The organism is Xanthomonas rydalmerensis (assembly GCF_033170385.1).
GTDB classification, from domain to species: domain Bacteria; phylum Pseudomonadota; class Gammaproteobacteria; order Xanthomonadales; family Xanthomonadaceae; genus Xanthomonas_A; species Xanthomonas_A rydalmerensis.
In genome coordinates, this window is the sequence record NZ_CP126170.1 from 1,503,357 (window position 1) to 1,523,839 (window position 20,483).

At 61.8% G+C, this 20,483-nt stretch carries 15 protein-coding genes and 4 pseudogenes; 14 read left to right on the forward strand and 5 right to left on the reverse strand.

Annotated features, from left to right (window positions below):
* Window positions 1-5 precede the first annotated feature (5 nt).
* The 9 genes and pseudogenes from QN245_RS06195 to QN245_RS06235 all read left to right on the forward strand — a co-directional run bounded on the left by QN245_RS06195 (window position 6) and on the right by QN245_RS06235 (window position 9,214).
* Window positions 6-389 (forward strand): ankyrin repeat domain-containing protein, encoded by a 384-nt coding sequence (locus tag QN245_RS06195; RefSeq protein WP_317844835.1) that lies wholly within the window; start codon window positions 6-8, stop codon window positions 387-389.
* A gap of 96 nt (window positions 390-485) precedes the next feature.
* Window positions 486-935 (forward strand): annotated as a pseudogene (locus tag QN245_RS06200) (isoaspartyl peptidase/L-asparaginase); the annotation flags it as partial.
* 6 nt (window positions 936-941) lie between these two features.
* A pseudogene (locus QN245_RS21505) lies at window positions 942-1,196 on the forward strand (type IV secretion protein Rhs); the annotation flags it as partial.
* A gap of 78 nt (window positions 1,197-1,274) precedes the next feature.
* Window positions 1,275-1,448: pseudogene (locus QN245_RS06210) on the forward strand (N(4)-(beta-N-acetylglucosaminyl)-L-asparaginase); the annotation flags it as partial.
* Window positions 1,446-1,670: pseudogene (locus QN245_RS06215) on the forward strand (chemotaxis protein CheW); the annotation flags it as partial. The pseudogenes QN245_RS06210 and QN245_RS06215, both read left to right, overlap by 3 nt.
* A 167-nt stretch (window positions 1,671-1,837) precedes the next feature.
* Entirely contained in the window at window positions 1,838-6,595 is a 4,758-nt protein-coding gene (locus QN245_RS06220; RefSeq protein WP_317844837.1) for an RHS repeat-associated core domain-containing protein, read from the forward strand.
* Window positions 6,592-6,903 (forward strand): hypothetical protein, encoded by a 312-nt coding sequence (locus QN245_RS06225; RefSeq protein ID WP_317844838.1) that lies wholly within the window; start codon window positions 6,592-6,594, stop codon window positions 6,901-6,903. The genes QN245_RS06220 and QN245_RS06225 overlap by 4 nt, the downstream gene beginning before the upstream one ends.
* A 515-nt stretch (window positions 6,904-7,418) precedes the next feature.
* A complete protein-coding gene (locus tag QN245_RS06230) occupies window positions 7,419-8,480 on the forward strand; it encodes a glycosylasparaginase (RefSeq protein WP_317844839.1) in 1,062 nt (353 codons plus the stop codon).
* A gap of 14 nt (window positions 8,481-8,494) precedes the next feature.
* Entirely contained in the window at window positions 8,495-9,214 is a 720-nt protein-coding gene (locus QN245_RS06235) for a copper homeostasis protein CutC (protein ID WP_317845314.1), read from the forward strand.
* A 361-nt stretch (window positions 9,215-9,575) separates the two neighbouring features.
* Here the strand turns inward: QN245_RS06235 and QN245_RS06240 are convergent, their stop codons facing one another.
* Complete coding sequence (locus tag QN245_RS06240) at window positions 9,576-10,682, reverse strand: sialidase family protein (RefSeq protein ID WP_317844840.1); 1,107 nt, start codon at window positions 10,680-10,682, stop codon at window positions 9,576-9,578.
* 112 nt (window positions 10,683-10,794) lie between these two features.
* On the opposite strand from QN245_RS06240, the gene QN245_RS06245 reads away from it, so the two are divergent.
* From QN245_RS06245 to QN245_RS06260, 4 genes are all read left to right on the forward strand, one after another.
* A complete protein-coding gene (locus tag QN245_RS06245) occupies window positions 10,795-12,171 on the forward strand; it encodes an alpha-L-fucosidase (protein WP_317844841.1) in 1,377 nt (458 codons plus the stop codon).
* Between the two features lie 786 nt (window positions 12,172-12,957).
* Entirely contained in the window at window positions 12,958-13,605 is a 648-nt protein-coding gene (locus QN245_RS06250) for a hypothetical protein (RefSeq protein ID WP_317844842.1), read from the forward strand.
* A gap of 43 nt (window positions 13,606-13,648) precedes the next feature.
* A complete protein-coding gene (locus QN245_RS06255; protein ID WP_317844843.1) occupies window positions 13,649-14,218 on the forward strand; it encodes a hypothetical protein in 570 nt (189 codons plus the stop codon).
* 242 nt (window positions 14,219-14,460) lie between these two features.
* Window positions 14,461-14,787 carry a RebB family R body protein gene (locus QN245_RS06260; RefSeq protein WP_317844844.1) on the forward strand — a complete coding sequence of 109 codons (327 nt, stop codon included), beginning with the start codon at window positions 14,461-14,463 and terminating at the stop codon, window positions 14,785-14,787.
* Window positions 14,788-15,423: 636 nt separating this feature from the next.
* Here the strand turns inward: QN245_RS06260 and QN245_RS06265 are convergent.
* A complete protein-coding gene (locus QN245_RS06265) occupies window positions 15,424-15,810 on the reverse strand; it encodes a winged helix-turn-helix transcriptional regulator (RefSeq protein WP_317844845.1) in 387 nt (128 codons plus the stop codon).
* A gap of 150 nt (window positions 15,811-15,960) precedes the next feature.
* Here QN245_RS06265 and QN245_RS06270 point away from each other — a divergent pair, with 150 nt between their 5' ends.
* Window positions 15,961-16,968 (forward strand): zinc-dependent alcohol dehydrogenase family protein, encoded by a 1,008-nt coding sequence (locus QN245_RS06270; RefSeq protein ID WP_317844846.1) that lies wholly within the window; start codon window positions 15,961-15,963, stop codon window positions 16,966-16,968.
* Window positions 16,969-17,086: 118 nt separating this feature from the next.
* Here QN245_RS06270 and QN245_RS06275 read toward each other — a convergent pair whose 3' ends face one another.
* The 3 genes from QN245_RS06275 to QN245_RS06285 all read right to left on the reverse strand — a co-directional run bounded on the left by QN245_RS06275 (window position 17,087) and on the right by QN245_RS06285 (window position 20,371).
* Complete coding sequence (locus QN245_RS06275) at window positions 17,087-17,422, reverse strand: hypothetical protein (RefSeq protein WP_317844847.1); 336 nt, start codon at window positions 17,420-17,422, stop codon at window positions 17,087-17,089.
* Complete coding sequence (locus QN245_RS06280; protein WP_317844848.1) at window positions 17,419-17,865, reverse strand: hypothetical protein; 447 nt, start codon at window positions 17,863-17,865, stop codon at window positions 17,419-17,421. Before QN245_RS06280 ends, QN245_RS06275 begins: the two co-directional genes overlap by 4 nt.
* A 265-nt stretch (window positions 17,866-18,130) precedes the next feature.
* Window positions 18,131-20,371 (reverse strand): AAA family ATPase, encoded by a 2,241-nt coding sequence (locus tag QN245_RS06285; RefSeq protein ID WP_317844849.1) that lies wholly within the window; start codon window positions 20,369-20,371, stop codon window positions 18,131-18,133.
* Window positions 20,372-20,483 lie beyond the last annotated feature (112 nt).

The following is a 20,483-nucleotide window of genomic DNA, read 5'->3' on the forward strand; positions in this document are numbered from 1 at the left end:
AGTAAATGAATGGCTCAGAGGATGTGCAGGCTGTGCTTTCTGCCTTCAGACAACTGGCAATGTTTGAGGGTCACGAGGTAAGCGAGCCTGAAAGCCCTGGGATGGATGGCGATACGCCGTTGCACATTGCGGCAATGGATGGAGATATTCAGGCGGTCGAGCTTTTTATCCCGTTTGTGAGAAATATCGACATCAAGGGTGGGATTGGTTCTTCGCCTCTTCATTATGCTGCGAGGTGGGGCCATCCTGAGGTTGCGAAGCTTCTTTTGAGGCATGGCGCTGATATCAATTTGCAGGACGACTATGGGGACACGCCGCTGAGCTTTATGAAAGGCCAGGCATGCTTCGACGCAATCCTGCTGGAGCAGGCGGCCAAGCCCGTTCTGTAACACCCAGCAGGCCGTTTAATCCCCTCGCACTCTGCCGCATGATGTAAGGCAACGCGCACATCATCCCGCGCGCCCTCCCAACGCCGGAGCCTTCCCATGCCGCAACGCCGCCACTTCCTGAAAACCACTGCCTTCGGCGCCCTGGCCGCCGTGTTGGGCGGTGTGCTTCTTGGCGCACGCGCCGCCGTGCCCAAGGCGCAAGCCAAGACTGGTGTGGGGCCGCTGCCAAACGGCGCGGCGCGGGTGATCTCGACCTGGGACTTTGGGGTCGCGGCCAACCAGGCGGCGTGGCAGGTACTGTCGCGCGGCGGCGCGGCGCTGGATGCGGTGGAGGCCGGGGTGCGGGTGCCGGAGGCGGATCCGGACAATCACACGGTGGGGCTGGGCGGGTATCCCGACCGGGATGGGCGGGTCACGCTGGACGCCTGCATCATGGATCACACCGGCGGCTGCGGGTCGGTCGCGGCACTGGAGGATATCGTGCATGCGATCTCGGTGGCGCGGCGGGTGATGGAGAAGACCCCGCATGTGATGCTGGTCGGCGAGCGCAGCGGCACCACCGTGGCGAACTACGCCTACAACGGCCGTGGCGAGCAGGTGCGGCGGGTGGGCAAGACCAACACCTATACGCTGTACGACGAGAGCGGCCATTAGCTGGGCGACTACGACGCCAACGGTGCGGTCGTGCAGCAGGCGATCTGGCTGGACGACCTGCCGGTCGGAGTGCTTGCCAAGACCACGCTGCGCTACGTGCAGCCTGATCACCTGGGCACGCCGCGCGCGGTGATCGTCCCAGTCCAAGCGGTTTAATCCCATCCCGCCCTGCCGCATGATGTAAGGCCACGCGCACACGTCCCGCGCGCCCTCCCAACGCTGGAGCCTTCCATGCCTCAACGCCGCCATTTCCTGAAAACCGCCGCCTTCGGCGCCCTGGCCGCCGGGTTGGGCGTTGCGCTGCCGGGTGCGCGCGCCGCGGCGGCCAAGGCACGGGCCAAGACCGGTGTGGGGCCGCTGCCAAACGGCGCGGCGCGAGTGATCTCCACCTGGGATTTCGGCGTCCTCAAGGCCGGCAACCCCGATCTGCCGTACGTGGCACTGCTCACCCAATCCTTCCCGCAACTGATCTCCGTCCCCCGCGACAGCCTGCTCGCCGACGCCTCCGAAGAGACGCTGCCGGCGGGCGTGCACATGCGCGTGCTGCTGGGCGAGCAGAGCGCGTTGCTGCCGGATCTGGAGGCGATCGAGGGGATGGTGGTGGAGCGGTTTGCCGTGGTTTCATAACTCTAGAAACCGCAAGCTACACAACGCTATTGAGGTTTTGTCGTCGACTTCTCTGAAGTCTGAAGTCTGAAGTCTGAAGTCGGTTGGCTGATTGCTGCGAGAATATCTTTCGCTTCAGGCGATCACTGAGCAGGCCTCTTGAACTGATGTTCTAATGGAGCTAGATCATGCGTGGATTTTTGCCTCTTCTGTTCGGTATTTTCTTGGGCGGGATATGCTGTTTTGTACCATTCACGGCCGAGGCGCAGGCAGCGGGGCAATATTGTTATCAATCCTGTTTTGGCTCGCTTGACGAGGCCGAGGCGGAGATGCGTTCGATGTTGCCTTACGGCGCTTATCTTGTGCGTGAAAGAACTCTGATTACCGAGGGGGTCTCGGCAACTCCCTCTTATCAAATTTATTACAAGGTAAAACGTCAGCCACCCAGCTACATCAGCTCGCCTGGTTATTTAATTGGTGGCACGGGCAGTGAAGGCATTAATCCTAGCATTTGTAGCGCCAATAGCGAGCCTTTATTGAAAGGGATGTGTGCTGATGAAGGTGAGATGATCAATGGATATCTCAGCTTTTATCGTCATCAATGGCCTGACTGCACGATTTCTGACACTCGGATAGAAGGCGCTTATGGCGAGCCTTACGTTAAGAGTGAGCCTTACTATAGTGGTATGGGGTTGCTTAGTTTCGATGCGCCCGGCGGTAAGTGGTTCAAATTTAATATGTCTTGCCCGGGTTGGAGCGATCCCACTCCTTCTCCTAGTGAGTTGATGCTTGTTAAAAGTCGGGTCTATTCATGTCCCGCTGGTCTTGCGCCGGTCAGTGCATTCAATGCTGCTTACAACAATACCGGGAATCCAGATTTTGTAGCCGAGTATCCTTATCTCTGTCAGAACGGAGATATGCCGATAATTTATGCTAAAGGCATCGATCAGACTAAATCTTGCGCTGCAAATGCAAATCCTTGCCTCCCCGCCACTGGCGACAAGTTCAGGCGTGAAGATGATCTGGTTTTCGCCGGCAAGCCATTCCAGCGCTTCTACCATTCGATCCAACAACTCCAGTCGGGATTGGGAATGGCGCCAGGTTGGAGCCATTCGTTCTCTGATCTCCTTGGCTATCAGGGGACTTACCTGACGACCCATGAGGGATTTTTCGAGCAATTCAAAGAAGTGGGGGAGGGAAAGTATCGAGGGCGGCGTAACGCCAGCGATATGATGTTGCGTTCGCAAAGCGGGAATTGGACACTAGTAACCGCGGATGGTGAGCGGCGCATCTATAACTCCGAAGGTCGTCTTGCCTCGATCAAGTCTGGCGTTTCCTCTGCGTTTGATATTGACTTCATATATTCAAGTGGACGTCTGGTCAAAGCGGTCGACGGGCTTGGATACACGCTTTCATTTATCTATCGCAACGAACTCCTCGATACGGTGGCCTTGGATGATGGAAGTTACGTCAAATATGACTATGACGACGCCCAGAATCTAGTGAGTGTCACCCGTTCTGACGGGAGTGTGCGTACTTACCGCTATGGAGAGTCGGGGCATGCGCCCGCGGGGCGTGCGCACCTGCTTACTGGAATTGAAGAGGATGGTGTTCGATACGCGACCTTCAGTTATGCAACTGATGGGCGCGTGGCGGGCAGCAGTTTGCATGCAAACGGGGCGGAGGTGGAAACGACTTCCATTACATACTCGGGCGCTAGTAGCGCTCAAGTTTCGCAGCCTAATGGTGCGAGCTATACGTATCAGTTCGGCCAAGGCCTTTTCCGTCAGATCGAAGCCATCAGCGGCCCTGATGGTACTAAGTCAATGAGCTTTGATGCGGGGCGGCCCATCTCTATCACGGATAGGTTGGGGAACTCTGAGAAATTCAGTTATCAAGATTCCCTGGACGGTCAAGGGGCCTCGTCCAGCACTGTGACGGAAGGTGTTGGGACCTCTTACCAGAGATCGGAGACGCTTACACGGGACCCGGAAAATCAGGTTGTGGCGCAGCAAGCGAGCGATGGGAGCGGAACGACGTCTCTTTCTCGAGCCGTTTACGCCGCAGGGAAAGTCACCTTCCGCTGTCAGTACGATGTGTCTGTTTCTGCTGCTTCCGCCTATGTCTGTGGTGCGATGGCCAGTGCGCCCGCTGGTGTCCGGCAGGTTGCCTATACCTATTGCGCTGATGGCGATCTCGCTGATAGTTCGAGCAATTGCCCGATGCTGGGACTTCTAAAGCAGGTCGATGGCGCTCGCACCGATCTCAACGACGTCGCGACGTACACCTACTACCCCACCGACGACAGTACCTGCTCCACATCTTCGGCCACCTGTTCGCACCGCAAGGGCGACCTGTGGAAGGTGACCAACGCGCTGGGCCAAGTCACCGAATATCTGTCGTACGACGGTGCCGGCCGCGTGCTGTCGGCGAAGGACGCCAACGGTGTGGTCACCAACTACACCTATCACCCGCGTGGCTGGCTGGCCGCCAGCAAGGTGCGCGGGGGCGACGACAGCAGCGAGAGCGACGATCGCATCACCGCGATCGACTATTGGCCGACCGGCCTGGTCAAGCAGGTGACGCAGCCCGATGGTGCGTTCACCCGCTTCACCTACGATGCCGCGCACCGGCTGACCGATATCGCCGACAACGCCGGAAATACCATCCATTACACCTTGGACAATGCCGGCAACCGTTCCAAGGAGGACACCAAGGACGCGTCGGGCACGCTCAAACGCACGCTCTCGCGGGTGTACAACCAGCTCGGCCAACTGGCGACGCAGGCCACAGCGCAGGGCGATCCGACCGACTTCGGCTACGACGGCAACGGCAACACCAAGACCGTCACAGATGCGCTCGGTCATGTCACCCAGAACGACTACGACCCGCTCAACCGCCTGGCGCGGACCCTGCAGGACGTGGGCGGCATCGCCGCTGAGACCAAGTTCAGCTACGACGCGCTGGACAATCTGACCAAGGTCACCGACCCCAAGGGTCTGGACACCACCTACACCTACAACGGCCTGGGCGACCTGACCAAGCTCACCAGTCCGGATACCGGCAGCACGACCTACACCTACGACAGCGCCGGTAATCGCGCCACCCAGACCGATGCGCGCAACATCAAGACGACCTACGGCTACGACGCGCTGAACCGGCTGACCCGGGTCACCTATCCGACCACCAGCCTCAATGTCAGCTACACGTACGACGTCAGCCAGAGCACCTGCGCCAGCGGCGAGACCTATGGTGTTGGTCGCCTGACCCGGATGCAGGATGGTAGCGGCAGCACCGACTACTGCTACAACCGCTTCGGTGAGGTGGTCCGCAAGGTGCAGACCACCAACGGAAAGGTGTTCGTGGTCCGCTATGCCTACACCAAGGCCGGGCAGCTGAGCCGGCTGACCTATCCCGATGGGGCGGTGGTGGACTACGTGCGCAATGCCCAGGGCCGGACCACCGAGGTCGGGGTGACCCCGCCTGGCGGCAGCCGCCAGGTGCTGCTGAACCAAGCCACCTACTATCCGTTCGGCCCGGTCGCCGGCTGGACCTACGGCAACGGCCGGCCGATGCAGCGCGTGCTGGACCAGGACTATCGCCCGCTGGCGGTCAACGACACCCGCAGTGACGGTCTGGCGGTGGGCTTCACCTTCGACCCGGTCGGCAACCTCAGCGCGCTGACCGCACCGGGCAACACCGCGCCGGTCATCAAACTGGACTACGACCCGCTGGGCCGGCTGACCGCCTTCAAGGACGGCCCAACCGATATGGTGATCGACGGCTATACCTACGACGCCACCGGCAACCGCCTCAGCGCCAAGGTCAACACCAGCACGCAGACCTACAGCTATCCGACCACCAGCCACCGCCTGAGCAGCGTGGCCGGTACCGCACGCAGCTATGACGCGGCCGGCAACACGACGGCCATCGGTGGCACGGCCGTGCAGTACGTATATGGAGCAAATGGACGGCTGACACAGGTCAAGCGCAGCGGCACGGTCGTGGCGAACTACGCCTACAACGGCCGCGGCGAGCAGGTGCGGCAGGTGGGCAAGACCAACATCTACACACTGTTCGACGAGAGTGGTCACTGGCTGGGCGATTACGACAACAACGGCGCGGTCGTGCAGCAGGCGATCTGGCTGGATGACCTACCGGTCGGCGTGCTGGCCAAGACCACGCTGCGGTACGTTCAGCCGGATCACCTTGGCACGCCGCGCGCGGTGATCGATCCGGTCCGTGATGTCGCAATCTGGCGTTGGGACCTGAAGGGCGAGGCCTTCGGCGCCACCGCTCCGGACCAAGACCCCGACAAGGATGGCGCTGCCTTCGTGTTCGATATGCGCTTCCCTGGGCAGCGTTACGACGCGCTGAGCGGGCTTAACCAGAACTACTTCCGTGACTATGAGCCAGGAACCGGGCGGTATGGGCAGAGTGATCCGATTGGGCTGAAGGGCGGATTCGGGACGTATTCATATGTGCTGTCAAATCCGCTAGCTTCGGTAGACAAAAATGGTCTCGAAAGTGCGATTTTCTATGCGGATCCTGCTTACCGTATGCCCATGCCCTCGATGTTTGACCAGTGTAGGTTAAGTTCAAAGGAGCGGAAGTGCATGGCTAAAGTCTTCAATGTGACAGAGCATGATGTGGATGAAGTTGCACTGAGAGGTAATAGTCTTTATGCCGCCTCATTTCCAATGTTCTGGTTCGCTGAGGGGGCTACTACTTTGCCAGGGCAAATTAATTACACGGGGGGGTGTAATAACTTTAATGGTGCCCATTTCATGCTTCATGAGTATTTTCATGTATTTGAGCAATGGGGGAAGGGGATGTCTATAATCTCTTACCTTCGGGGCTGGAAAAGTGTTGAGGCTCAGGCTGATGCATTCGCCTATGCTAATAAGGAAAGGTTCGAAAAATGCATGAGTGGAGAGTGCGAGTGAGATGGGTCAAGTGGTTGGCAGTTTTTGGTTCGTCTATTTTTATTTCTGGTTGTATCGGTGATGCGCAAGTGACTGTGTCAGGCAGTGCAAAAAAAGAGATGTCGTGCACCTTCAAAGCATACAGTGATGGAAGGCTTGTGGAGAACTTTCCCGTCTCTGGAAAGTTCAGGGAGGTTTATGCAGTTTCAATTGTTTCTGATAAGAGGATTGAGATAGTTTGCAGGGGGGGTGTTGTAGTGAGAAGGGATCTAAGTTTTTTTAGCGGTAATATAAACGTTGGTGAATTATCTGTGGTATCGGAGAATTGAATATTTTACTTTTTAATTGCGCCGACATTATGTGGCTGTGGCGTTGTAACGGGTTCGCTCGCCATAGTGCAAAAATTTGCGGCGATGCTATTCTTGATAGTTAATATTTTTTTTGGTTTTTAGTTCCATGGGTGGCTTTTGTGGAATATAGTAATTTGCGTTGACTTATTCGGGTTTGGTTATTGGTGCGCGAAATTTCACAAACTGTGTGATAGGGGTGCGAATTATTAGTTATTAGCTGTGCCTGATATGTTCTTCAGTCTGTTGGGGGAGTGTTTTTTAGATGGGATTTAAGAGAATTCTGGTGTGGTAGTGACATTCATCTGGGAAATTTTCGCTGCTGCATGCCGATGATTGTCATGAAAAGCCTTGTGCGCTTCAATGCGGTTCTGCGAGAGCATGTCGGATCAAGATGTTCTGTAAGTCCTAGCCGCTGTTTAATCTCTCCACACTCTGCCGCATGATGTAAGGCTAAGCGCACGCCCCCGCGCGCCCTCCCAACGCCGGAGCCTCCCATGCCGCAACGCCGCCACTTCCTGAAGACCGCCGCCTTCGGCGCCCTGGCCGCCGGGTTGGGCGGTGTGCTGCCGGGCGCACGTGCTGCGGCCAAGACACAGGCCACGACCGGTGTCGGGCCGCTGCCACACGGCGCAGCTCGGGTGATCTCCACCTGGGACTTCGGGGTCGCAGCCAACCAGGCGGCCTGGCAGGTGCTGTCGCGCGGCGGCGCGGCGCTGGATGCGGTGGAGGCCGGGGTGCGGGTGCCGGAGGCGGATCCGGACAATCACACGGTCGGGCTGGGCGGTTATCCGGACCGCGATGGGCGGGTCACGCTGGATGCCTGCATCATGGACCACACCGGCGGCTGCGGGTCGGTCGCGGCGCTGGAGGACATCGTGCATGCGATCTCGGTGGCGCGGCGGGTGATGGAGAAGACGCCGCACGTGATGCTGGTCGGCGACGGCGCGCTGCAGTTCGCGCTGGCGCAGGGCTTCGAGCGCACCAAGCTGCTCACGCCCGAATCGGAGCAGGCGTGGAAGAAGTGGCTGAAGACCTCTCACTACGCGCCCGAGGCCAATATCGAGAACCGCGCCTATCGTCGCGGCACGCTGCCCGGCGGCAAGGACAATCACGACACCATCGGCATGTTGGCGCTGGATGCGCACGGCAATCTGTCCGGCGCCTGCACCACCAGTGGCATGGCCTGGAAGATGCACGGGCGGGTCGGCGACAGCCCGATCATCGGGGCGGGGTTGTACGTGGACAACGAGGTGGGTGGGGCGACCTCCACCGGCGTCGGCGAAGAGGTGATCCGCAACGTCGGCAGTTTCGCGGTGGTGGAGATGATGCGGCAGGGCAAGAGCCCGGCCGAGGCCTGCCGCGAGGTGGTGATGCGGATCGTGCGGCGCAAGCCGCAGCTCACCCGCGATCTGCAGGTGGGCTTCCTGGCAATGAACAAGCGCGGTGAGGTCGGTGCGTTCGCGATCCAGCCCGGTTTCAGTTACGCGGTCTGCGATGCGCAGCGGCAGGATCTGCTGCTGCCCGGGCAGAGCCATTTCGCGGCGCCGGCGGCATGAGCGGGACGGTGAAGATGGGGCTGGAAGTGGCCGCCGATGCGATCGGCTCGGCGCTCGCTGCGCAGGACGGCGGGGCGATGCGGGTGGAGCTGTGCGGCGGCCTGGATGGCGGCGGGCTGACGCCGTCGTTCGGCACGCTGGCGGCGGTGCGCGATCGGTTGCGCATTCCGCTGTACGTGCTGATCCGTCCACGTGTCGGTGATTTTGTGTTCGACGCCGCGGAGGTGGAGGCAATGCGTCGCGACGTGGAGCAGTGCGTGCGGTTGGGTTGCGACGGCGTGGTGCTCGGTGCGCTGACCGCGGACGGCGAGGTGGATAGGGTGACGATGCGCGAGTTGATCGCTGCGGCCGGTTCGCTCGGCGTCACCTTCCATCGCGCCTTCGATGTCAGTACCGATCCGCGGCGTGCCTTGGAAGACGTGATCGCGCTGGGTTGCGAGCGCGTGCTGACCTCCGGTGCACGCGAGACCGCGGAAGAGGGCGCCGACCTGATCGCCGCGTTGGTGCAGCAGGCCGGCGCGCGCTTGAGCGTGATGCCGGGGTCTGGCGTCACCGAGGCCAACCTGGCGCAGTTGCGTGCGCGGACCGGAGCGCGCGAGTTCCATGGGTCGGCGCGTGGGCCGCTGGCGTCGCGGGCGCTGGCGCCGAATCCGCACGTGCGCAGCCTGGGCGGCGACCGCATGCAGACCGATGTGGCGCGGGTGCGGCGGATGGTGGCGTTGTTGGCGGAGTAGGGTGTCGCCGCTGCACTGATAGCGCTGCAGTGGTGTTGGCGCATGCTGGTGCCGCCTCCGGTGACAGGCTTCGTTCGTCGCGACGGACGTCGCTCCCCAGGAAGAATGAGCGCGCGGCGACCAGAGGCGCCGCGCTCCAGCAAGGCGGCGCTGCTGGGGTATCGGGCGCTGTGGCGGTCGTGGTTGAAACCGCTTGGGTGGAACATCGGGCCCAGGGGCGAACCGCGTCCGGGCATTGCCGTTGCCTACGGGGCTTTGCTCACGGCGCGGTGCCCGACGAAAGTTTCGCGATCCGCGATCAGGCATTGCGTGACCGTGGCGCCGCGACGGCAACGCCGACGCGCGACGCGCCGAATCGCTGTCAGCGCAACGCTGCCCTGGTCTTCCCGGTTGCCTCCGCCTCTCCGCTGCCCAGCCGCTTCGGATCCAGCACCACATGCTTGATGCGCGTGCGCTTCCAGGTGTAGCTGATGTGCACTTGGCCGTCGCGGGTCTGGATCACCGCGGGGTAGGAGAACTCGTCCTTGGGGCTGTCTTCCAGGGTCAGTACGCGGGTCCAGTGCAGGCCGTCGTCGGACAGGGCGACGGCGAGCACGCCGCGGCCGTCCCACCAGTCCTTGCCTGCCTCGGTGGGGTTGTAGACGAGCAGGGAGCGGCCGTCGGCCAGCACCACCGCGTCGGTGCCGGAATTGGGGTTGGCGAGGTCCAGCAGGGTCATCGGTTCCCAGGTGCGGCCCTGGTCGCGCGACCAGGTGCTGAACACGTGGTTCTGCTGGCTGCGGCCCACCGCCTGCAGGCGGCCGTCCTTGTGCAGCAACACGCTGGGCTGGATGGCACCGATCCTGGCCGGGTCGTTCATCGCCGGGCCGCGGGTCCAGTGCGCGCCGTTGTCGTCGGACCATTCCATGTGCGCGACCCAACCGGCGTCCTCGCTGCTGCTGGGGCTGAGGATGCGGCCGCCGGGCAACTGCACCGGCTTGTTCTTGATCGGGCCGAGGATGCCGGCGGGCAGGCGCTCGGGTGTGGACCAGTGATGGCCGCCGTCGCTGGAAGTGGTCTGCATGCCCCACCAGCGCTTCGGGTCGGGGCCCACCTTGTAGAACAGCCGCAGCGGCCCTTGCGCGGGCTGGAACAGCACCGGATTCCAGGTCGGCAATGGCTTGCCTTGCGGCTGCGTGCCGTCGGCCACGCGCTGCGCCGGTTGCCAGCCCTTTGCGCCACGGCGCGCCACCCAGATGGCGACGTCGTCGGCGCCCTCGTGGCGGCCGCCGAACCAGGCTGCGAGCAGGCCGTCGCGGGTTTCCACCAGGGTGGAGGCGTGGCATTGCGCGGTCGGCGCCTGCGCGTTGACGAATTCGCTGTAGACGATGGGCGAGGGCGGCACCGGCGGCGGGGCGGCGGCGGCCGGGCCGGCGATGGCGCGCACGGCGAACAATGACAGCAGCGGAAACAGCGAAGGCGACATCATGTGGTACGGTCCTGTCCCGCTAACGGGGATACCTATTTATCATCAATTAAATACCATATGCTGACACCACCGGCAGCGCCGCCTGCCCGACAGACGATTGCGAGGATCCGCCATGCCGAACCGCCCGCTCTCTCCGCTCCGCTGGCTGGGCGTGCTCGGCCTGACCGCCTTGGCCGCGCCGCCGCTGCTCGCCGAGAACTTCGCCGAGGTCAAACCTTCGCCGCAGCAGGTGGCCTGGCAGGACCTGGAATTCGGCGTGATCGTGCATTTCGGCACCAATACCTTCCTGGACCGCGAGTGGGGCGACGGCACCGCCAGCCCGAAAGTGTTCGCACCGGACCAAGTGGACCCGGCGCAGTGGGCCCGCGCCTCCAAGGCGGCCGGCGCCAAGTACCTGATCCTGGTCGCCAAGCACCATGACGGCTTCGCGCTGTGGCCGACCGAAGAAAGCGCCTACTCGGTGAAGAACAGCCCGTGGCTCGACGGCAAGGGCGACCTGGTGAAGATGACCAGCGAGGCCGTGCGCAAGGAAGGCATGGGCTTCGGCATCTACCTGTCGCCGTGGGACCGCCACGAGCCCAAGTACGCCGATCCCAAGGCCTACGACAAGTTCTACGCCGCGCAACTGGTGGACCTGGCCTCGCACTACGGCCCGCTCACCGAGTGGTGGCTGGACGGCGCCGGCAGCGCCGGCCACGTGTACAACTTCGACAAGTACATGGAAGAGCTGCGCACCTACCAGGCCAATGCCATGGTCTTCGCCGATACCGCACTGTTCGAGTACGGCGACGTGCGCTGGGTCGGCAACGAGGCCGGGGTGATCGAGGGCGAGAACTGGAACACCATCGATCGCCACGGCTACCTGCGCTGGCGCCCGGTCGAGGTGGACACGCCGCTGCACAAGCTGCAGTGGTTCTGGCACCCGAACAGCGACCAGACGCTGAAGAGCGTCGACGAGCTGGTGCAGATCTGGGAAGACAGCGTCGGCCGCGGTGGCCAGTTGGTGCTGGGCATCGCCCCGGACAAGCGCGGCCTGCTGCCCGAGGCCGACGTCAAGCGGCTGGAGGAAATGGGCCAGGCGCTGCAGGCGCGCTACGGCGCCGACCGCAACCTGGTACGCGGCCGGCTCAAGAGCGACGACAGCATCGCCGCGGCGGTGGACGGCGACCGCGACACCTTCTGGAGCGCGCCGGACGGCTCGCACCACGCCACGCTGGAGCTGCAGTTCAAGCAGCCGGTGACCTTCGACACCGCGTTGTCGATGGAATGGCTCAACGACGGCCAACTGGTGCAGAAGTACGCGGTGGAAGTGTTCCGCGACGGCGCCTGGGTCAAGGTGGCGCAGGCGCAGGCGATCGGTCACATGAAGATCGACCACTTCCCCGCGGTCACCGCCTCGCGCGTGCGCCTGAACATCCTGTCCAGCGTCGACGCCGCGCATATCCGCGAGTTCCAGTTGTTCAACGTGGGTGCGTCCGCCACGCGTTGAATCCTGCTCGCGGAGCAAGACCGAAGCCGTACCCGGCGCGCTGCCGGGTGCGGCTTTTTTCGTTGGAGTTGTACGCGGCGTTTGTGGCGAGGGCGCCGTCGTGCAGGCGCAGAGATTTCGGAGTGGCTGCGACGACGAAGGACGCGATGCCTAGGGCACACTCCCCTCTCCCCCCGGGAGAGGGGTCGGGGGTGAGGGTACGGCGCGAGCGCAGTCCCTCCACGCGATTCGTGATCGGCGGTCGATGGCGCAGGCGTCCGCCCACTGACTCTGCAAGGCATGCCCGTGTTTTGCCGGCGCCGCGATGCAAGCGCCGGGAGCGTTTCTAGAGCCGGAATCTTTTGCGACATCGTCCTCGATGCTTGGAGCGCGCGTTGTCCGAGCCGAGCGCCGTAACGTGTGCGCCGGAGCAGGCGGTGACATACCGCCAGACTGTGGTGTGTTGCCATTGCCCGAACGCGGGGGCGAGGATTGCCTGGAGGGTGTCTACGAATGTGGACAAAGCCTGCAGCCTGCTGCAAGGGCTATGCAGGAAGTACGCATTGCAGCCGATCACGAGAGGAGTGCGTCGCAACGCCGCGTGGCACAAGCAAAGTATCTGGGGGCGTCGCTATGTAGTGCACTGCAGCGCAGCCTTGGTTGCCGCCGTCTGGTGGCGTTGCCTCCCGATGGTGCCGGCCCGCTCGGCTTCTACGGTCGTCGTTGCAGGTCGCGATACCGTCCTCGGCCGCCTGATCCGATGCGCAGGGCTTACGGCATCGGCCATCCCTCTCTCAGCAGCGAACCATGACAGTTCCCAACGGCGCCAATGCACAGATCACCAAAGCGGCGACGGTGTCTACGCCACCGGCGGCGTCCACCGGGGCCTCCGCCGCGACACCTTCTGCAACGGCAACCGATCACGGCGAGGTCGGCGAGCCGGCCGGCGCGGCAGCCGCCGCATCGCCGCCCGTGTCGCCAACGCCGCCACCCACGCTGAAGATGCTCGACACACACAGGCTCGCGCAGCCCGAGGCGACAAGGCCGGCCTGCGACACGCTCGACAGCCCGCTCGCGCGGGGCGTACAGCGCAGCGATGCTGAAACCATGGCCTATGCACAGTCGCAGGTTGAAGTCGGCTCGAACATGCTGATCAGACAGGCGCCGGGCCTGGTTGCGCAATCAGCGGCGGTCTATTTCGACGGCGTCAGCAAGACGGCGCTGGCCAGCCAGGGCGTGCTGCTCAAGAACCTGGCCGAGAACAAGCCGGAGCAGGCCGCCGACGACGTTCTGGACGTACTGGTGAGCGATGCGCTGGTTGGTGCTGCCGCGGCGGTCGCGACTGTCGCCAGCGCGCTGGAGGACGAATCGGCCGGCTTTGCCATCGACACGATCGACCAGAGCATTGCCAAGCACGCGGACCTGATGCACTGCCGCAAGTTCGTGTCCACCTAGGCGGTTCGTGCCACCGATTTCACCATGCTCACAGGGGAGCATCATGCAAGACAACCAAGCAACCGATTTCGCCACGCTGCGCCAGTTCGCCGAGAGCTGGTTGCGTCGCCCGCTACGTCCTCTCGAGGAGGAGCAACTGCGGCGCTTCGCGTCAGAATCGTCCGCACCGCCGGCAGTGCCTGCCGCCGAAACGGCCGGCGCCTCGCCGTCTTTGATCGATGCCGAGCGCGAGCGCGTGAAAGGATTGATCCAGCAGATGCAGCAGATGCAGCAGATGCAGAACAGCCGCGGGGCACTGTCCGGCGCCACCGTGGCCAGCGAAGCAGCGGTGCTCAAGGCAGTCCAATCGGCCAATGTGCTGGACCAGCTGAGGTCGGGCCAGTTGCGTCCGCCGCAGAATGGCGAGGGCGGCGGCAATCACCTGGTGATGGCGCAGATCGACGATCGCCTGGCCAAGCTGGTACAGACCGAAGTGCAGGCGTGCTTCGATCGCGAGTTCGGCACCCTGACCCAGCAGATGCAGGCCGTGCTCGAGGCGGCGCGCGCCCAGGGACTCATCGCGGATGCGCCGGCCACGGAGCCGGGAGCGCCATCGCCGCCTCCCGCTGCTTGAGCCGTGCTGGGCGTGTGTTTTTCACGCGCACGCGTGCGTGGTGCGCTGGTGCACGCAGAGTGTGCTTTGCGGCGTGCATCAAAGCTTTGCGCCACGGTGCCGCGATGTAAATGGCTGCGTGCGATCAGCGATCCAGCCTGGTGCCACGTCGCGGACAGTCGCTCGCTCGCTCGCCTGCTCTGCACTGTTCTGTTTTCAGAGATCGTACGGCGTTGGCCGTACCTCAACCCAGGAGCGAACACATGGCATTTCCCACCGCGGTCAACAACCAGATCACCGATGCGGTCACCCAGTCCAACGTGAAGGTCATCGGCGAAGCGCCGGCCTTCGCGATGGCGTCGATCTACCAGAGCATGGCGCACTCGACCGGCATCCTGTTCGGGAATGCCGTCTCCGCGCAGCAGCAGCGGAACACCCTGGCGCAGGCGGCGGCCAAGCAGGGCGGCATGCAGATCTACAGTCTGGACACCACCGCCGCCGCCGGCGCCACCGAGACGATCGCGCAGACCGGCGTCTCCGACAACCTCACCAGCCTGCTGACCGTGCTCAACGCGTTCAAGCAGCCGTGAGCCATGCGCGCTAACGCCGCCGCAAGACGGCGCTGGCGATGCAATCGCCTTCCTGACGCGGGCCGTTCCATGCTCCATCCCACCGCAGTCAACAACCGGATCACCGACGTCGTCACCTAGTCCAACGCAAAGGTCTCGGCGAAGCCCCGGACCAGGCGATGACGTCCCGGCAATCTGGCCAACTTGCTGGTGGTGCTGCAGTCGTTCGAGGACAACACGCCGACGGAGTCTTGAGGGGCATCGCGGAAGACATGCTTTGCCCGGCGCAGCGCGGCACGTCGTTGTGTTTGTGAGAGCGACTTCAGTCGCAACAGGGCATTCCTGCTAACGCGCGTCGCGGCGGAAGCCGCTCCTCAGAACTTGCGATGCTTTGACCAGGCCCACTGTGGGAGGGACTTCAGTCCCGACGCCTACCAAGGTCGGGTAACCGGGAGGCCTCGTTGATCGAGGCGCATGATCGTTGACGCCTGCAAGTGGGCGTCCCTTCGCGATTGAAGGCTCCCTTGCCTCGTCGGACCTCGCATCTGCAGCGGTGTCACTTACGACGATCGGTGTTCCGATGCCACGTCGTGCTTCCTGCCACGCTGACGTCGCCTTGCGACGCGTGCGCCCGTTTTTTTCAAGCGCTTGCCTGAATCAAGTAGCCGTCGCTGCACCGCGCACGCATTCCGGGGCATCGGCCGGCGCGCGCGCCATCTCGCTGCTGCGATACGACTCGCCCCATTCGCGCAGGCTGATCAGGACCGGCGCGAGGGAGTGGCCAAGCGGCGTCAGCGCATATTCGACCTTGGGCGGCACCTGCGGATAGACATGCCGCACGATCACGCCGTCCTCCTCGAGCTCGCGCAACTGCAGCGTCAGCATGCGCTGCGTGGCATTGGGAACCAGGCGCGTCAGCTCCATGAAGCGCTTCTTTCCGGACAGCAGGTGGAACAGGATCACTGGCTTCCACACCCCGCCGATCACCGAAAGCGTGACTTCGACCGCGCAGCCACTCTTGCCATCCAGACGTTTCAGACGCATGGTCTTTATGCCTACAAAATTGATAGTACCTGCGAAAATTGTACGTTCTTGCGATGCAGGAAGTACATCCCGACAATGCCTGCAACACGGTCGCGCTGCAACCGGTGCAGCACTGCCCCTCGCCACTTTTTCGCTAAGGATGTCGTGCCCATGAAAGCCATCACCCTGCGCCAGCCCGCTGGCCTCGAGAACCTCCGCCTCGTCGATCTGCCCGATCCCGGCCAGCCGGGCGCCGGCGAAATCCGCGTCCGCGTGCATGCGAGCTCGCTCAACTTTCACGACCTGGGCGTGGTGACCGGCCGCATGCCCAGCGCCGACGGCCGCATCCCGATGTCCGACGGCGCCGGCGTGGTCGAGGCGGTGGGCGAAGGCGTGGACGAGTTCGCCGTGGGTGACGCGGTCGTCTCGACGTTCTTCCCGACCTGGCTGGATGGCGGACCGACCATCGCCGATTTCGCGACCGTGCCCGGCGACGGCGTCGACGGCTACGCCCGCGACACCGTGGTGCGCCCCGCGCACTGGTTCACCCATGCGCCGCGCGGCTACAGCCACGCCGAAGCGGCGACGCTGACCACGGCAGGACTCACCGCATGGCGGGCGCTGGTGGTGGACGCGCGGCTAAAGGCCGGCGACACCGTGCTGGTGCTCGGCACCGGCGGCGTGTCGATCTTCGCCCTGCAGTTCGCCAAGCACATGGGCGCCACCGTGATCGCCACCTCGTCGTCCGACGAGAAGCTGGCGCGTGCGCAGGCGCTGGGTGCCGACTTCACCATCAACTACCGCCGTGACACAGACTGGGCGTCCAAGGTGCTCGACTACACGAACGGCCGCGGCGTCGACGTCGTGATCGAAGTGGGCGGCCCCGACACGCTGGGGCAATCCATCCAGGCCTGCCGCATCGGCGGCCACATCGCCCTGATCGGCGTGCTGACCGGCATTGCCGGCCAGGTGCCGACGGTGGCGCTGATGCAACGTCACCAGACCCTGCAGGGCCTGATCGTCGGCAGCCGCAGCCACCAGCGCGACATGGTCCGCGCCCTCGACGCCACCGGCATCAAACCGGTGGTCGACCAGACCTTCGCGCTGGAAGACATCGCCGATGCGTTTGCGCATCAGGCGGCGGGGAAGCATTTTGGGAAGCTGTGCTTGTCGATTTGACGGGGATGCCTGAGCGGTCGGTGCTGTTGCACCGACCGCGGTGGCTGGTGGCGCAGACACCCTGCAGGGACGCTTGCAACAGGGTAGAAACATGCTCGTTCCTGATCAGCGCGGTGTGTTACGACGGCAAGTGTTCACTGGCCAGTTCTCTGGCGGAAAGCAATGCCGACAATACCTGGTCACGGTTGTGGCGGTTGTTGATCCCGGCAGGCAATCTGCTTTGCCACGGCTGGAACTCCCAGTGATCTCCGCCTTGCGCGGCGAGCCGTGTGGAGCCGGACGATGAAAGAAAATAGCTGATTGCTGCCTCCAGTTGGGCCCGGGACAGGAACTCGAGTCTGAATTTCCCGGATGAGACAACCAATACATGCCGCACGCAATTTGGTGAAGATATTTCCGGCATGTGGTTGCGATGAACCAGTGGGTCGAATGTCTCAACGGAAATCCTGCTCATCTGCGCGATCGTGCGAGTGACGTGTCACGGGCGGCATACGGTGGTGGCAATTGCTTGCAAACCGTTACCTCGTCTGTCCACCATTTGCCCCGCTCTAATGAGCAAAGCAGGAGACGGCCGGTTGCCGATGAAACCTCTAGAACCTGGTTATCGGGTGCCGCGAACTGGAGCAATACCTCATGCCGTATCAGGTCGGCCCACATGGCGGAATCGGACACGTCGAAATCCGTCAGTGACGCGTCTGGCAGGAAGTGCGATGTGTCCTTGCTGCCGATGGCGTACTGCACGGGCTCTCCATCCCACGAAACAAACAGCTTTTTACCATCGTCGAAGGTTAGAGCGACTTCGCCGCCAAAGTTGTGAGTCTCACCTCTCGCCGCAGCATCCACGGCAGACTCGTCAAATTCAAAAATCCTGTAGTGAATTGAGGCGAGCTTAGGCATGATGATTAAAATAAAATTGGGGCAGAGTGCACTTTCCCTGCGCAGAGTCTAGACGTTGCCCGATGTGGGAGGATCGTTCCAATGCACGAAGCTAATCCCATTTCAATGCGAAGGGACCGCATTGCCACGTCGTCCCCGATTGATCTTCGACTAGCGGGGTCAGGTTCACTTATCGAATGTGTTGGATCCTTTGCCCGGGTGGCATGCGGGCCTATGCCTACAAAGCACGGGGACTTGGCTTGGAACGCGTGTTTCACTTAGGAAGTCAACCTGACCCCGTTTTTGCTTCGACAGTCTCTTTGTAGTTATCACCCATCATCAGCTTATAGTGGCTCGAGTGGTTGAGGTTGTCGAAGATGCGTCGGAAAACATCGAGGTAAAAACCGTCATCCGCATCACTAGGGGCCATGTAGATGTCGTCATGGACCGCGTGTGAGCCATCATTGGCCCAGGCCAGCAGTGAGTGAGCAGCCAGGCGTTCGTCGCCCTCGAAGTCCTTAGCAGCCTTGTCGACATCGACGCCGCCAAGAAGCTTGAAGTAGCTTTCGAAAATTCGGCGCATGGTGTTGGGCAGGGTCACCGAATGACCGTCTGGTTTGCGGATGTCATGCCAGAGCAGTTGGTAGGTGCTTTTAACCGGGTTAACGTTTAGGTATGGGACGAACTCCGTCACACCTCCCTTTTTTCGGCAAACCCAGTGGGCGGTCTTCGGAAGCTGTCCGCCGCCCTTTGCGAAAGTCACTTCCTTGTGGAAGTAGACATTGTGGGTGAGAACCACAACCTGTTTGACAGGACTTTTCCCCTCGCGTGCCAGGTCGGCCATCTCCCGTACCAGAGCCGACACAATGAACAACACATCACTGTCGAGGCTGGAGATTGGATCATCGAGGACAACGACCCGGTCTTCTTCAACGCCAGAGGCTGAGTCACCTGCCAGAGCGAGATGATAGAAATAAAGAAAGGTGATGAAGGTCTTCTCTCCCTCACTCAAGCTGTGCTGAGCTTCATCTCCGTTTGCGCGAACGAGGCGGTACGTGTGGGATTCTTCCCCGGCTGTAAGCTCGAAGTTGGTGAAATTGAACGACCTCAACGTCTTGTTTATTTTCTCGACAGTGGGCGCGGTGCTGGTCGATTTTTCCTCTAGCTCGTCGAGCTCCTTCTTCATGGTCGCCTGGGCGTCTTTCGACTTCCGGATTTGGGCCTCCAACGACTCAATGGCCCGACCGACGGTATTGTTGACCTTGTCATACGTGGCCGCATCTTCCTTGAGCTCGACATCGATCAGGTATCGCCAGAAGTCTGCTATCAGCCGGTTTTTCTCGTTGGCAAAGTCATCGACTCGGGCGTTGTGCTCGGCAATCCTCGCGTTGACCGTCGCAAGGTACATCCCGATGTCCGTCACTGATGCCGCAACCCCGGCAATGTCCACAGAGATACTGGGGGCTTCGGTTTTCCTGGTTATCAGTACTCTGGCCGTTGCTAGGCGCGCATCGACGATGTCACTCAACCGGGTGATTTCTTGCGGGTCATGGTAAGCCGCTGGCTCGTTTGAAAGCGCTTCAAGTGCCATCTCGATGGCGGATGCCTGCTCGGTGTAATCCAGGATCTTCCGGTCAAGGTAAACCTTGTCAGTGGTAAACGACTCATCGAAGAAAGCGTCAAGTTCCCGTTCCAATGTGTCAGGAACCTTCTGTTGGCAAAACGGACAATGCGGGCGGCTCTCTTTAAGGAATCCGACGCCCTTGGATACCCAATCCGAATTCTTCAAACGGGCTATGAGTCCCGCGATGTTCACGTCCCCCCTGCCGACGATTGACTTTTTGAAGATAGGGTCGTCTTCGAGAGCTTTTATTCTGGATCCGTCCGGAACCTTGAGTGAGGTGGCCTTCACAGGGGCGCCGGTGAAGACGGATTTTGCCCGTGCCTGGAGATCTTTGAAGTCGCACAGGGCAGCCTTGTTTTCCCGACGTTGGTCAAGAAAGCGGCTCATGAAGACTGCACCGCTGGCCCTTGCGCCAGTCATAGCAGGCTCGAACTCCTTTTCGTGTTTGCGTGTCTGTTTCAGGCACGCCTTTTTCAATATCTCCTTGGCTGCTTCGAGTTCTCCCCGCTTGCCACCCGTGCCGTCCTCACCGCCAAGGGTTTTGCTGTATTGCTCCTCGCTTTTTTTCTCGCCGGCGATCTTGCTGGCCAGCTCTTCAATTCGTTTTTTAAGTGCGTTGTCATCACTGCCAAGGGTAAAAACGCCTTTGACCCGGCCGTGTTCAGCGAATGTCGCGTCCAAGAAGTCCCGGTTGTAAACGGCCACCCGAAGCTGACGCCCCGCATCCCACATCGCCGAGCACGAAAGAAAGGCTTTTGGGTCTTTATTCGCCAGGTAACGCGACAGCGTGGTCTTCCCCGAGCCGTTTGGGCCGTAGACGAAGTTGCAGGCTGCCATGTTCTCAATGGCGACGCCGGCAGCCGGGTACGTGGCGACAGATGCCAGCTTTAGTGATTTGAGCATTGGTTTTTTAGACTAACGGGGGTCAGGTTCACTTATCGATGGGTGGATGCTTTGCGCGGGCGGAATGCGGGCTTGATGCCTGAAGCACTGGGTCTCGGCTTGGACCGTGTAA